The organism is Streptacidiphilus sp. MAP5-3, from assembly GCF_041262505.1.
In the GTDB taxonomy this organism is placed as follows: domain Bacteria; phylum Actinomycetota; class Actinomycetes; order Streptomycetales; family Streptomycetaceae; genus Streptacidiphilus.
In genome coordinates, this window is the sequence record NZ_JBGCCL010000008.1 from 1 (window position 1) to 13130 (window position 13130).

The following is a 13130-nucleotide window of genomic DNA, read 5'->3' on the forward strand; positions in this document are numbered from 1 at the left end:
GCACGAACGGAGGTCGCGCTGTGAGCGCGCAGCTGAGGTGCAGCGGAGGGTGCTGGCGTCCAGAGCGAGGAACGAGCGCAGGGCGCACGCGCCCGAAGCGGAACCGAAGCGGAGCACGAACGGAGGTCGCGCTGTGAGCGCGCCCGCGGGTGTCCCCACCCGCGAGGACGCGCTGGCGCTGGACGCCGCGGACCCACTGCGCGGCTTCCGCGAGCGGTTCACGCTCCCCGAGGACGTGCTCTACCTCGACGGCAACTCGCTCGGCGCGCTCCCCGCGCACACCCCCGAGCGCCTGCGCCGGATGGTCGAGGAGGAGTGGGGCAACGGCCTGATCCGCAGCTGGAACGAGGCCGGCTGGTACGACCTGCCGCGCGCCCTCGGTGACCGGCTGGCCCCCTTGGTGGGCGCCGCGCCGGGCCAGGTCGTGGTCTGCGACTCGACCTCGGTCAACCTGTTCAAGGTGCTCACGGCCGCGATGCGGCTGCGTCCGGGGCGCGGGACGCTGATCAGCGAGGTCGGCAGCTTCCCGACCGACCTCTACATGACCGAGGGCCTGGCCCCGGCCCGCCGCCGCCTGATCGGCCGCGACGCGGAGACACTGACGGACCTGCTCGACGACGACACCGCGGTGGTCCTGCTCTCCCACGTCGACTACCGCACCGGCCGCCTCCAGGACATGGCCGCGGTCACCGAACAGGTCCACGCGGCGGGCGCGCTGATGGTCTGGGACCTGTGCCACTCGGTCGGCGCACTCCCGGTCGAACTGGACGCCTCCGACGCGGACTTCGCCGTCGGCTGCGGCTACAAGTACCTCAACGGCGGCCCCGGCGCCCCGGCGTTCCTCTACGCCGCCGCCCGCCACCACGACGCGGCCCGCCAGCCGCTGACCGGCTGGTTCGGGCACGCGGAGCCGTTCGCGATGTCCCCGGACTACGCCCCGGCGACCGGCATCGGCCGATTCCTGACGGGCACCCCGCCGCTGCTCAGCTTCGCGGGCCTGGACGCGGCGCTGGACGTCTGGGCGGACGTGGACCTCGCGCGGATCCGCGCCAAGAGCCTCAGCCTGACGTCCTTCTTCCTGCGCCTGACGGACGCCCTCGACCTGCCGACGGTCACCCCGAGGACGCCGGCGGAGCGCGGCAGCCAGATCTCCCTCCGGCACGAGGGCGCGCACGCGGTGGTGCAGGCCCTGATCGCACGCGGCGTGATCGGCGACTTCCGCGCCCCTGACGTGATGCGCTTCGGCTTCACTCCGCTCTACGTCTCCCACGCGGACGTCTTCGACGCGGCGGAGGCCCTCCGCGACGTACTCGCCTCCGGCGAATGGCGCGATCCGCGCTTCGCGCAACGGGGCGCGGTGACCTGAGGGGAGCCCCAGCAGGGCGAGCAAGCACGTACCGCCCAGCGGCGCGGGGCTCTGCTGACATCCCAGGGGCGCGGGGCTCTGCTGACATGCAGCCTCGCGCCCCTGAAAGCGCAGCCGGCCCAGTCGCACGTCGCCCTGCGCAGCGACAGCAGCATCGCCGTGAGACACCCCTGTCGCTTCCGCGCGGGCGCTGCCACAATGCGATCCATGCACAGCCCTCGCCGCTCCTTCGGCCTCCCCCTCGCGCTCGTCAGCGCGTTCTGCTTCGGCGGCTCCGGCGTTGCCGCCAAACCGCTGATCGAGGCCGGCCTGAGTCCGTTGCAGGTGGTCTGGATACGGATGGCAGGCTCCGCGCTGGTGCTGATGCCTGTGGCGATCCGGCACCGTGACCTGCCGCGACGTCAGCCGTGGCTGCTGCTGGGCTTCGGGCTGCTCGGGGTGACGCTCGTGCAGGTGTCGTACTTCTTCGCCATCTCCCGCATCCCCGTCGCCATCGCGATGCTGCTGGAGTACCTGGGCCCGTCCCTGCTCCTCGGCTACGTCCGCTTCGTGCAGCGCCGTCCGGTCACGCGCGCGGCGGCCTTCGGCGCGCTGACCGCGACCCTCGGTCTCGCCCTGGTGGTCGAGGTGTGGACCGGGCTGGGCGGGCTCGACCCGATCGGCGTGCTCTTCGGGCTGGGCGCGGCGGTCTCCCAGGTCGGCTACTTCGTGATCTCCGAGAAGGCCGGGCGCAGCGCCTCCGCCGCCCCCAAGGACAGGATCGACCCGATCGCCCTCTCCGCATTCGGCCTGCTCATCGGCGCCCTGGTGATCACGCCGCTGGCGCAGCCGTGGACGCTGCCCTGGCACGTGCTGGGCGGCGACGCGACGATGGGCTCGACCCGCGTCCCCGCGATCGCGCTGGCGCTGTGGATGGTGCTGATCTCGACCGTCGTCGCCTATCTGACCGGTGTCACCTCGGTGAGCCGACTCTCGGCCCCGGTCGCGTCTGTGGTCGCGTTCCTGGAGGCGATCTGGGCGACCGCGCTGTCCTGGTTCCTGCTCGGCGAACACCTCGCCACGCCGCAGCTGTTGGGCGGAGCCCTGGTGCTGATCGGCGCGTTCGTCGCGCAGACCAGCCGTCCCTCGAAGCCGAGCACGCCCGTCGCCGTCTCCACACCTGCGAGCGCCCCCGCCACCGACCCCACCACGGCGTCGTCGACTCCGCACTGACCCCGCGCCGCCCCTGACCCGACTGCCCGTCCCGAAGTGCGGGACCGGGCAGTCGCGGGCATCGTGGTGCCATGACTGCAATGACGACGAACGCGACCCAGGGCTTCCGCCCCAACACCCGGTTGCTTGCGGTCGGTGCGGCGATGACGGGCCTCGGCTCGATGGTCGTCGCCACCGGCGCGGCCCTCGTCGGCCTCTCCCTGATCTCGGCCGGGCGCCGCTGGATCCAGACCTGGGAGACGCCCCCCGCCGAGATGGCGACGCGCACCCTCAACCAGGCCAAGATGGCCCGCCAGGCCGGCATGGACGCCTGGCGCACTGGACCGTCGATGAACTGACGCAGGTCCTGGCAACCGAACGACAACAACCACATACCGGCAACGCGCCGGGACCCCCGCACCGAAGCGGGGGTCCCGGCGCGTTCGCATGATCCGGCCCGGTCCGTGCTCACGTTAATCCTCATGTTCATGTAAGAAGTGGTGCCGGACTTCTTGACGGCGATTCAGGTCGGGGATACGTTCCCTGCTCAAAAGATAGGAAAGTTTCCTAACAAGAATCGCCGGAGGCCCCCTTGCGTCCCACCGCACGCCTGCGCGCCGCCCTCGCCGTCACCGCAGCCGCTGTCACCACGTTCGGCGCCACCGCCGTCGCCCAGGCGGCCGACACCACCGCACCGGCCACCCCGGTCGCCGCCCACGCGGCCGGGTCGGCCGGGTCGATTGCCGTCCGGGCCACCACCGTCCCCTCGCACCTCTTCGCGCCCTACTTCGAGGCCTACACCAGCGACGACCCGGCGACCGTCGCCGCCAAGTCGGGCGCCAAGTGGCTGTCCATGGCCTTCCTGCAGACCCCGTCCGCCGGTTCCTGCACGGTGGACTGGAACGGCAGCTCCTCGCAGCCGATCGCCACCTCGACCTACGGCTCCTCGATCGCCAAGATCCGCGCCAACGGCGGGGACGTCATCCCGTCCTTCGGCGGCTACTCCGCCGACTCGGGCGGCACCGAGCTCGCGGACAGCTGTCACAGCGTCAGCTCGATCGCCTCCGGTATCGAGCACCTGATCACCACGTACAACCTCTCCCGCGTCGACTTCGACGTCGAGGCCAACTCGCTCACCAACAGCGCGGGCATCGACCGCAGGAACAAGGCGATCGCCGCGGTGGAGGCGTGGGCCGCGGGCAACAAGCGCTCCGTGCAGTTCTCCTACACGATGCCCACCAACACCGACGGCCTGGACTCCGGCGGCCAGGCGGTGATGAAGAACGCGGTGGCCAACCACACCCGCATCGACGTGGTCAACCTCATGACGTTCGACTACTACGTCGGCACCACGCAGGAGATGGCCAAGGACACCGAGACCGCCGCCCAAGGCCTGGTCGACCAGCTCCACACGCTCTACCCGAGCAAGTCCTCGCAGGAGCTGTGGGCGATGGTCGGCATCACCGAGATGCCGGGCATCGACGACTACGGCAAGGCGGAGACCTTCACCACGGCCGATGCCAAGACCGTCTACAACTGGGCCGTCAGCAAGGGGATCGACGAGATCTCGATGTGGGCGTCCGAGCGCGACAACGGCGGCTGCCCGGGCACCGGCGGCTCCGACTCCTGCTCCGGCATCTCCCAGTCCACCTGGTACTTCAGCCACACCTGGGAGCAGTACACCAACTGACGGTCACGCCCGCTGACCGTCGCCGCCAAGCTCGCCGCCAAGGTCGCCGTCGCCCGCCAGGGCGCGCCCTTGGGCGGTGAGCACGGCAAGGGCCGCGAGGTGCGTCTCGAACGCCTTGCGGCCCTTCCCCGTGAGCGAGAGCCACGTGCGCGGGCGACGTCCGACATGGCCCTTGCGGACCACGCAGCGAGTTTGAGCCTGGGCACGGTCGTGAACGCCTCGCCGCCGACGGGGCCGGGTGGCTGCCATGAACTGTCGGTCCCCACTGGGACGATGGAGATATGAAAATGCCTCGGACCACCTGCACCCGCTGTGGCAGGAACGTGGCCGCCATACCGGCCGGCGTCGCCGGCCACTGGAACGCCGCCCGCCACGACGAGCCCCACCGGGGCGTCCGCGACCTCCTGACGTCCTGCGTCGGCAGCCTCAAGCCCGTGGACCTCGAAGACCTCGTCTACCAGCTGGCCTTCGGCGAACCGGACGACGGCGCCCCGACGATCTTCTGAGCCACAAGCTCGACGACGTCGGCCAGGAAGACGGGACTACTACAAGATCACGGTCTACGGCTGGAGCGTCAGGTCACGCTGGTACCAGGTGCCAGGCTTACCGCCGAGGTCGGCCGGGTCTGCCGGTCCGACCGGGACGAACCCGGCCTTGGTCAGCACCCTCTGGGACGCGACGTTGCTACGGGAGGTGGCCGCCCGCAGTGTGCGCAGCCCGTGCCGCGCCGGCGCCAGCCGGCACAGCTCCCGGACCGCCGCGGTCGCCACGCCGCGACCGGAGACGTGCTGTGCGACCCGGTAACCGAGCACAGCGGTGCCGTCCTTGACGTCGTACAGGTTGAACCGGCCCAGAACCGAGCCGTCCTCGGCAGCGAGCACGTAGAAGGCGACGATGCCGGCCTCCTGCTCAGCCAGTGAGGCGCTGTACCGCTCGGCAAACTGGTCGAAGAACTCGTCACCGCGGTCGGAGATCGAGGCAGCGAAGTAGGCGCGGTTCGCCAGCTCGAAGGCCAGGACCGCCGGGGCATGGTCGGCATGGAGCCGCTTCAGCTCGGGCACCGCTCGACTCTAGCCGGATGATGCGTTGCGGCCACCTGGGTTTCCAGAGCAGGGGCCGGCCCCGCGTCGCGGGAGCTGGTGCCGGGCGATCAGGAGTCCGGCGAGGGCGGTGAGGGCAGCGGCGCCTTCGGCGATGGCGGACATCGTCTTCTCGGGGTACCAGAACGGTTCGTACATGTTGGGCAGCGGGCCGATGGCGCCGACGTCGACGTAGCGGTAGAGCAGGACAGCGGCGACGCCGGCGAGAGCGACCGCGAGGGCGAGCAGCCAGGCGGTCAGATGGCGGCGGAGGGTGAGCAGAAGGAGCGCGGCGAGGGCCGCGGCAGCGGCTTCTGCACGGAAGAGATCGCCCTGGCTGACGGTGGCCTTGATGGGGTCGTACGAGGGTGCGAGATCGACGTGGACGTAGGCGTCGATGGCCAGCCCTGCGGCGGTGAGCAACCGGAGCAGCCACAGGACGACGAGCAGAGGTGCCACGTGGGTGCGACCGCGGGGCGGGGCGGAGGTGACGGCGTTCATCGGGTCCTGCCTTCCTTGCGTGTGGGCGTCCTGGTCAGCTGGTGTCGGGCGGTGGCAGGCCGAGGGTGGCGCGGATCGCCGAGACGGCTCGCTCCACGGGCGCGTTGGCGGCGGTCAACGAGGGCCGGAGACCGCCGAGTTGTCGGAGGGACGTACTGTCCGCGGCACGCAGGGTGAGACTGGCGCGGGCCTCGTTGGCGCGGATCAGGGTCCGTGCCCAGGTGGCGGCTTCCGGGGGCAGGGTCAGGGTGAGGTGGGCGAGGCGCTGGTCGAAGGCATGCTCGGTGGTGGCGATGTCGCGCAGGTCCGCGGCGCTCGCCGTGAGGTCGCTTCGGTCGGGGCCGTTGAAGCGGTCGAAGTCCCTGTCGAGTCGGGTGTTGCCGGTGCTGGCGATGGCCAGGTACGCGGCAGCCGGGGAGGACGCGGTGGAGGCGGGCGCTGGGGTGCTGGGCGGAGCTGCGGCCTGCGGCCGGGCCGTGCATCCGCCTGCGGCGACCGTCACCCCGGTCACCGCTGCCACGGCCAGGAGGGTCGCCACGGTCCAACTCCCGTGAGGACCCCGGTCAGTAGCCGTAGCCGCCACCGCTGCCGCCGCTGCTCGGGCTGGGAGTAGGGCTGGGCGTCTGGCTGGGCGTCTGGCTGGGCGCCTGGCCGGCCGTGCCGGTGATCGCCGTTCCGGAGGGGCTCACGACGAACCACACGCCTTGGATGCCCTGGCCGTTGACGTCGCCGGGCTTGCTGTCCTGGGAGAAGTGGTACAGCGGGTGGCCGTCGAAGGTCACCTGGGTCGTGTGGTCGTCCGTGCGCGTGGTGGTGCCCAGCATCGTGCCGCTGAGGCCGCCGGTGGCCTGCGGGGTGCCGTTGGTGGTGTCGGCGGGCCACAGGCTCGCGCAACTCCCGGTACAGGTGGGAGTGGTGCCGGTGTCGGCCTTGAAGAGGTACAGGGTGCGGCCGGAGCCGTCGACCAGGATCTGGCCGAGCGGCGAGCCGGCGGTCTTGACGGTGGCCGCGCCGCCGACGGTGCTGGGGGCACTGGACGCGGGCGGGGAGGCTGGTGCGGACGGGGCGCTGCTCTTGGAGGAACTGCTGCAGCCGGCGGCGAGCGCGGCGACCGCGGCGGCGCCGGCCGCGAGGACGTAGAGACGGTTCATGATCGCTCCCAGGAGGGGGGGTCGGATTTGTGCCGCACCGCCACGCGGACCCTGTCTGCCGGTCCCGTCTGCGGAGCGAATCGAATCCCCTACTGCTACGCACCGGGCACCCGTCCGGTTCATGACGCGGACGTCATCCCCGCGAACCCGGCGACGGCCCGGTGCGCGTGCTCATCAGTCCACGGTCCGGGAGACCCGGGCCGGCGCTTCTGGCAGGCCTCGCTCATGAGAGATGGTTGACCAGGCCCGAGAACAGCCGTGGCAGGTACGCAGCCGCGGGGACGATCCGGGGCGCGAGCCCGGGCCGGTGGCGGGCCCAGAGCAGGCCCTGGGTGAGGAGGCGGTGGCGGCGAGTGACCCGGCGCCAGGCGCGCTCATAGGCGTCGGGTCGTCCCTGCCGAATGCAGTGGACCAGCGCTGCCGCCTGGGTGAAGGCCAGGGAGATGCCTTCACCGGTGAGGGCGTCCACGTATCCGGCGGCGTCGCCGACCAGAAGAATCCGGCCCGCCACGCGTCCGCGAACGTGCTGCCGCATGGGGCCCGCTCCCCGCACCGGGCCCGCCGCGTCGGAGGAAAGCAGGTCGCGGAGGGCCGGGAAGTGGTCGAGGTGTGCGTGGAAAGGTCCGCGTTCGCTGGTCAGTACGGCGACCCCGACCAGGTGCGGGGACAGTGGCGTCACGTAGGCCTCGGCGCGCGCAGACCAGTGGACCTCGACGAACGGGGACCACGGCGCGACGGTGAAGTGGCAGCGCTGTCCGTAGCGGGCGGGCCAGAGACCGGGGGCGGCGCCCGCGCCGGGGGCGGCACCCGCGCCGGTACGGGCAAGGTCCAGTTGCCGTCGGATCGGTGAGTGCAGGCCGTCCGCCGCGGCGAGGTAGCGGGTCTGGAGACCTGCCGCAGACACCCGTTCCTGGTCCTGCCGGATGTGGTCGACCCGCCGCGGGAGCACGGGGATGCCGAGCTCCTCCGCGCGGCGCGCGAGCGCGGCATGCAGCAGGGTGCGGCGCACACCGAGCCCGGGACGACCGCGGAACCGGGCCTCCGCCTGGTGGCGATGGTCGAGGTAGCGGATGCCGAGCAGGGGCTGGCCGGTGACCTCGACGCCGAGTGCGACGAGCGCCTGCGCGCCGTGAGGCATCAAGCCCTCGCCGCATGCCTTGTCGACCGGGATGGGGCGGGGTTCGACGACGGCGACGTCCATCCCGGCCTGGGCCGCGTGGATGGCGGTCGCCAGTCCGGCCGGTCCCCCTCCGGCGACCAGGAGGTCGATCACGCGGCGACCCGGGCCGTGGCGGTGGCTCCGACGGTCGCGAGAGCGGCGTTCTCGCAGCGCAGGCGAGTGACCAACAACGGGGCGTTGAGCGCCGTGAAGACGGTGGCAGTGATCCAGTTGCCGTGGACCAGCGGCAGGCTGACGCCTTCGAGGATCACCGCGAGGTAGTTGGGATGGTGCAGCCACCGGTACGGGCCGCTACGGACCAGGGGCAGGCCCGGCACCACGATGACGCGGGTGTTCCAGCGCGGCCCGAGGCTGGTGATGCACCACCAGCGCAGCGCCTGGGCCAGCAGCGCGGCGGCGAGCGCGGGCCGGCCGAGCCCGGGGACGAAGGGCCGGTGCAGCAGGCCGGTCTCCGCCAGGCACCCGACGAGCAGGCCGGTATGCAGGGCGACCATGACCGGGTAGTGGCCGGCGCCGTACTCGACGCCTCCCCGGGCGCGGCTCCAGACGGCGTGACGTCGGGCGACGGCCAGTTCGGCCAGACGCTCCAGGGCGACCAGCAGGATCAGCAGGGTGTAGGGAGTCATTCGCGGCTACCAGCGCAGGAGGACGAGTTCGATGCCGAAGCCGGGGCCCATGGCCAGCAGCAGCCCTGACGACCCCGGCGGCGGCGGACGGTGGTCGGCGAGTGTGTCCCGCAGGATGTGCAGGACCGAGGCGGAGGAGAGATTGCCCACGCGGGCCAGCGAGCGCCAGGAGGACTCCAGCGCACGCGCAGGCAGGTCCAGGGAATCGCGTACCGCGTCCAGGACCTTGGGGCCGCCCGGATGGCACACCCAGGCACTGACGTCCTCGGCCTTCAGCTCGTGGTTAGCCAGGAAATCGGTCACGGCGCCCCCGAGGTGACGCTTCACCAGGTCGGGCAGGTCAGCGCCGAGCATGATGTGGAACCCCGTGTCGCTGATCGTCCACCCGAGCATGTCCTCGGTACCGGGGAACAGATGGCTGCGCACGGCCACGATCCGCGGTCCCGGAACCGTCGCCCCGCAGCCGACGGGGTCGTCGGGGCCGACGGGGGCGTCGGGGTCGCGGCCCTCGCCTCCCTCGCCTCCCTCGCCGACGGCGACGACTGCTGCCGCGCCGTCGCCGAACAGCGCGCCCGCCACGAGGTTCTGCAGGGACGCGTCGGCACGTTGGAGGGTGAGGGAGCACAACTCCACCGACAGCAGCACCGCGGTGTGGTGGGGATATCCGATGAGGTAGTCGTGCATGCGGGCCAGACCCGCCGCACCACCGGCGCAACCGAGCCCGAACAGCGGCAGTCGCTTCACGTCGGGTCGCAGCCCCAGTCTCGCGGCGAGGCGAGCCTCCAGAGAAGGCGCGGCGATCCCGGTCACCGAGGTGGAGATCACCAGGTCGACCTCGCCGGGGGCGATGCCGGCCCGGTCGAGTGCGCCCTTCACGGCTTCGTGTCCCAGATCGAGTGCCCCGCGCACGTACGCGTCGTTGCGCGCGCCGAAGCCGTCCAGGCGGGCGCACTCCTCCAGCGGCAGGATCAGGTGACGGCTGTTCACGCCGGATGCGGCGTGCACCCGTTCCAGCAGACGCCGGTCGTCGCGCGGCAGTCGGCAGGTTGCCTCCACCGCGCGGGTGATCTCGCCCTGGGTGTACCGGCGCGGCGGCAGCACTCCGTGAACCGCCATAATCCGGGTCATTCGGTCATCGTAGGGCTCCGCCGTCCCTGATCCCGGGAAGCCGCAGCAGCGCGCGTGGCTGAGCGGTGATCAGGTGCCTGCGGACGTAGCATCGGGGCCGTGCCCCTCGAAGCGGTGCCGCCTCCGGCCGACAGGCCCTCCCTGGCCGCCGAGGCGGCCGCGTCCCGGACCGGCGTCCGGACGGCCCCCGGCTCAGCGGTCACCTTGCTGCTTGCCGCTCACCCCGCTCCGGCCTTCGCCGTGACCGGCATGGCCACCGCCCTGGCCGCGGCCCTCGGCCGGACCACGGCCGGATGCGTGCTGGTGGGCACAGCGGTGCTGACCGGTCAGTTGTGCATCGGCTGGTCCAACGACCTCATCGACATGCGACGCGACATCCGTGCAGCCCGCCGCGACAAACCCCTGGCAGTGGGATCACTGGCCCGGGCACAAGCCGCTGCCGCCGCCTTCAGCGCCGGCCTGCTCTGCGTCCCGCTCTCCCTGGCCTGCGGTCTCGCGGCCGGAGCCGCACACCTGACCGGTGTCGGCGCGGGCCTGGCCTACAACGCCGCGCTCAAGCGGACCCGCTGGTCCTGGCTTCCCTACGCGCTGGCCTTCGGGCTCCTGCCCGCTTTCGTCACCCTCGGCCTGCCCGGCCACCCCTGGCCCCCGTGGTGGCTGGTCGCGGCGGGAGCCCTGCTCGGCGTCGGCGCGCACCTGACCAACGTGCTGCCGGACATCGATGCCGACCTGGCCGCCGGAGTACGCGGCCTGCCCCAGCGCCTCGGCCACGCCCGCAGCCGTGCACTCGCCGTCCTCGCGCTGTTCGCCGCCTCCGTGGTCCTGTCCGTAGGCCCCCCGGGGCCACCCGGGCTGCCCGGCTGGATCGGCCTCGCCGCCGCCGGCGCCCTCAGCGCTGCCGCCGCCCTCCCCCGCGCCCGACACCCGGACAGCCGTCTCCCGTTCCTGCTGACCATCGCCCTCAGTGCCCTCGACCTCGCGTTCCTGCTGCTCCGCGGTGCCGCACCCTGGCGGTGACCAGCACGAAAACGGCGTAGGCGCCGTCTCGGTGCCGGAGCGAGGAAGCGTCAACAGCCCTCGACAGGACGTCAGACAGCGCAACCCAGAAGGGCTTCGAGCGCGCTGACATCGGACTCGACGCTCGCCAGGGTGTATTCGGCCTTGTAGCCGAGCCGGGCATTGACGCGGATCATGTGGGTGTTCTCGGAGGCCGTCATCGTGTGTACCTGTTCCAGTTGGGGCAGGTCGGCGGTGAGCCAACGCATCATCGAGGACTTCATCGCCAGGCCGAGCCCGAGTCCGCGGAATTGCGACAGAACGGCTGTATCCCCCTGCTTGCAGTGGCTCCCCTGCTCGGCATCGATGACGATCTCGGTGAAGCCCGCCACCGTCCCACTGCGCTCGTCCACGGCCACCACATAGCGGCGCGACTGCCCGGCCTTGAGCGGGTCGGCCTCGCGCCGGCGCACCCGCTCCACCGTCCAGGTGGGGTATTGGAAACTGACCTCGCCGAGCGGCTGATCGGCCATGGCGTTCAGCGCTCCGACGAAGCCCTGGACCAGCTCGTCCGGTGCGGTGTCCGCCCACTGGCGGAGCCGGAACCCGGACGGGGCCTCCACCTGCCACCGCGCCGGGTCCACGCTCGTGATGTCCAGGCGGTGTTCGGTGAGTCGCAGGACCGGGCGGAAGCCGAGGACGTCCGTCCACTTCTGGCCGTCCGAACCGGCCTTCACCTCGCAGGCGACCGGCCGGCAGCCGCGCTCGCGGATCTCCGGCAGCATCGCCCGGAGCAGCCCGGTCCCGACGCCGCCCCTTCGGTCCTGAACCGCCACGCGCACGGCGATGACGGCGTACCCGCTGTTCTCCCCCGTCGGGAACGTGGCGCTCGCCGTACCGAGCAGTCGCCCGGCGTCGCGCGCCTCCCAGCGCACGCGAGTCCATTGGCTCGAGGCGGACGTGCGCAACTGCTGTACGTAGGTGTCGTATTCCGGCACCGGGGTGCTGGGGAAGTCCGCGACGGACACCTCCACGAAGAGTTGGTACCAAGCGCGCAGCTCGTCCGGCGAAGCGAGTTCCGGCGCGAACGGCGCTGTTTCCAGACCCATGCGAAGGTTCCTTCCCTATGCCTTGCGGACAGGTGGTCTGCCGAGGATTGTCACGGGAATGATCGCCCCGCGCAGGAGGATAACCAGAACCAGACCGCAACGCCGGATTCTGCGGCCATGGAGTGACCCATCATCAGTCCCTGTAGGACCAGCCGGAGATGTGGTGGATTGTGATGGCGACAACGGGGCCGACAGGGCGAGTCTCCTTGTACTGGGGGTACTTGGCGGCCAGGAGGTCGAGGGCGTGTTCCCGGGTGGCGCCGTCGTCCCAGATCTCAGCGGTGCCGTCGGCGCGGACCCACCAGAGCTGGGTCCAGTCGTCCTCGTACAAGTCGGCGAGGACGCTGACGTTCGGGTTCTCGCGGATGTTCTGCAGGCGTCGAAGCGCAGCGGTCGTCTTGGGCTTGTGGTCGACGGCGAAGTAGAGGTGGTCGCCGGCAGTGACGAAGGTGATGGGGACCAGATGCGGATGCCCGGCTGCGGACACTGTGGCGATCCGAGCGGAGCGCGCGGCCTTCAGGCGGTGCCGGGACTGCTCGGGGTCCAGGTTCATGGCTCGACGGTTGTGCGGCGGTCCGCGGATGCCCGCAGTTGTCGCTCGCCCCGCGTCGGACAAACCCGCAGCCGTCGGCCCCGGATGAGCTGGCACGGGAGTTCGACGAACGCGGCCGCAGCAGCACGCGGGTTCAGCGAGCGCACGCCAGATCTCACGTTCTGCCGCAAAGCGTTCACACTCTGTGTATAGCGGATCTGCCATCCGACGGCGCGCGGGCGCGCCACCGCAAGACCGGCTGATGTCACTTGGTGATGCCAGAAGCGCCCCGGACCAACCCGATCCGGGGCGCTTCGTCGTTGCCTGTCCGCTGACGTGCAGCGGAGCTGAGAGCCCCCTGTCGGGTTCGAACCGACGACATCCGCTTTACAAGATCAACATGGATCATGACGGCGCGTAATCGCTAGTGCCGCGTGGTGCTGTTCCTGCTGGTCAGCGCCACGCGGCCGATCGCGGTATCCACTCTGAGTTGCCTCGTGCTGGCACGTCCGCTCACGCATCGCTCACGCATGGACTCCCGGTTCAGCCGCGCCGGGCGCGACCGAACCCTTCCATCCTGG

At 71.4% G+C, this 13130-nt stretch carries 16 protein-coding genes; 6 read left to right on the forward strand and 10 right to left on the reverse strand.

Features of this window, described 5'->3' with window-relative positions; genetic code table 11:
* The first annotated feature begins 133 nt into the window (after window positions 1-133).
* The 4 genes from kynU to ABH928_RS14480 all read left to right on the forward strand — a co-directional run bounded on the left by kynU (window position 134) and on the right by ABH928_RS14480 (window position 4247).
* On the forward strand, window positions 134-1366 hold the full coding sequence (gene kynU / locus ABH928_RS14465) for a kynureninase (RefSeq protein WP_370066111.1): 1233 nt from the start codon (window positions 134-136) through the stop codon (window positions 1364-1366).
* Window positions 1367-1573: 207 nt separating this feature from the next.
* Window positions 1574-2578 (forward strand): DMT family transporter, encoded by a 1005-nt coding sequence (locus ABH928_RS14470; protein WP_370066113.1) that lies wholly within the window; start codon window positions 1574-1576, stop codon window positions 2576-2578.
* 80 nt (window positions 2579-2658) lie between these two features.
* Entirely contained in the window at window positions 2659-2916 is a 258-nt protein-coding gene (locus ABH928_RS14475; protein ID WP_370066115.1) for a hypothetical protein, read from the forward strand.
* Between the two features lie 233 nt (window positions 2917-3149).
* On the forward strand, window positions 3150-4247 hold the full coding sequence (locus ABH928_RS14480; protein WP_370066117.1) for a glycosyl hydrolase family 18 protein: 1098 nt from the start codon (window positions 3150-3152) through the stop codon (window positions 4245-4247).
* 3 nt (window positions 4248-4250) lie between these two features.
* Here the strand turns inward: ABH928_RS14480 and ABH928_RS14485 are convergent, their stop codons facing one another.
* Window positions 4251-4430 carry a transcriptional regulator gene (locus ABH928_RS14485; RefSeq protein WP_370066119.1) on the reverse strand — a complete coding sequence of 60 codons (180 nt, stop codon included), beginning with the start codon at window positions 4428-4430 and terminating at the stop codon, window positions 4251-4253.
* A 104-nt stretch (window positions 4431-4534) separates the two neighbouring features.
* On the opposite strand from ABH928_RS14485, the gene ABH928_RS14490 reads away from it, so the two are divergent.
* Entirely contained in the window at window positions 4535-4753 is a 219-nt protein-coding gene (locus ABH928_RS14490) for a hypothetical protein (RefSeq protein ID WP_370066121.1), read from the forward strand.
* Between the two features lie 54 nt (window positions 4754-4807).
* On the opposite strand, the gene ABH928_RS14495 is transcribed toward ABH928_RS14490, so the two are convergent.
* From ABH928_RS14495 to ABH928_RS14525, 7 genes are all read right to left on the reverse strand, one after another.
* Window positions 4808-5308, reverse strand: a complete 501-nt coding sequence (locus tag ABH928_RS14495; protein WP_370066123.1) for a GNAT family N-acetyltransferase — start codon at window positions 5306-5308, stop codon at window positions 4808-4810.
* 9 nt (window positions 5309-5317) lie between these two features.
* Entirely contained in the window at window positions 5318-5827 is a 510-nt protein-coding gene (locus ABH928_RS14500; RefSeq protein WP_370066125.1) for a hypothetical protein, read from the reverse strand.
* Window positions 5828-5861: 34 nt separating this feature from the next.
* Window positions 5862-6365, reverse strand: a complete 504-nt coding sequence (locus ABH928_RS14505; RefSeq protein ID WP_370066127.1) for a hypothetical protein — start codon at window positions 6363-6365, stop codon at window positions 5862-5864.
* Between the two features lie 25 nt (window positions 6366-6390).
* Complete coding sequence (locus ABH928_RS14510) at window positions 6391-6978, reverse strand: hypothetical protein (protein WP_370066129.1); 588 nt, start codon at window positions 6976-6978, stop codon at window positions 6391-6393.
* A 223-nt stretch (window positions 6979-7201) separates the two neighbouring features.
* Window positions 7202-8251 (reverse strand): NAD(P)/FAD-dependent oxidoreductase, encoded by a 1050-nt coding sequence (locus ABH928_RS14515; RefSeq protein WP_370066131.1) that lies wholly within the window; start codon window positions 8249-8251, stop codon window positions 7202-7204.
* Window positions 8248-8784: an isoprenylcysteine carboxyl methyltransferase family protein gene (locus ABH928_RS14520; protein ID WP_370066133.1), complete on the reverse strand. Its 537-nt coding sequence runs from the start codon at window positions 8782-8784 to the stop codon at window positions 8248-8250. Before ABH928_RS14520 ends, ABH928_RS14515 begins: the two co-directional genes overlap by 4 nt.
* A 6-nt stretch (window positions 8785-8790) precedes the next feature.
* Window positions 8791-9912 (reverse strand): type III polyketide synthase, encoded by a 1122-nt coding sequence (locus ABH928_RS14525; RefSeq protein ID WP_370066136.1) that lies wholly within the window; start codon window positions 9910-9912, stop codon window positions 8791-8793.
* Between the two features lie 99 nt (window positions 9913-10011).
* Between ABH928_RS14525 and ABH928_RS14530 the strand changes: the two genes are divergently transcribed.
* Window positions 10012-10929, forward strand: a complete 918-nt coding sequence (locus ABH928_RS14530) for a UbiA family prenyltransferase (protein ID WP_370066138.1) — start codon at window positions 10012-10014, stop codon at window positions 10927-10929.
* A 71-nt stretch (window positions 10930-11000) separates the two neighbouring features.
* On the opposite strand, the gene ABH928_RS14535 is transcribed toward ABH928_RS14530, so the two are convergent.
* Together ABH928_RS14535 and ABH928_RS14540 are read right to left on the reverse strand one after the other, a co-directional pair.
* Entirely contained in the window at window positions 11001-12017 is a 1017-nt protein-coding gene (locus ABH928_RS14535) for a GNAT family N-acetyltransferase (RefSeq protein ID WP_370066140.1), read from the reverse strand.
* Window positions 12018-12150: 133 nt separating this feature from the next.
* Window positions 12151-12570, reverse strand: coding sequence for a TIGR03668 family PPOX class F420-dependent oxidoreductase (locus ABH928_RS14540; protein ID WP_370066142.1), 420 nt, complete (start codon window positions 12568-12570; stop codon window positions 12151-12153).
* Window positions 12571-13130 lie beyond the last annotated feature (560 nt).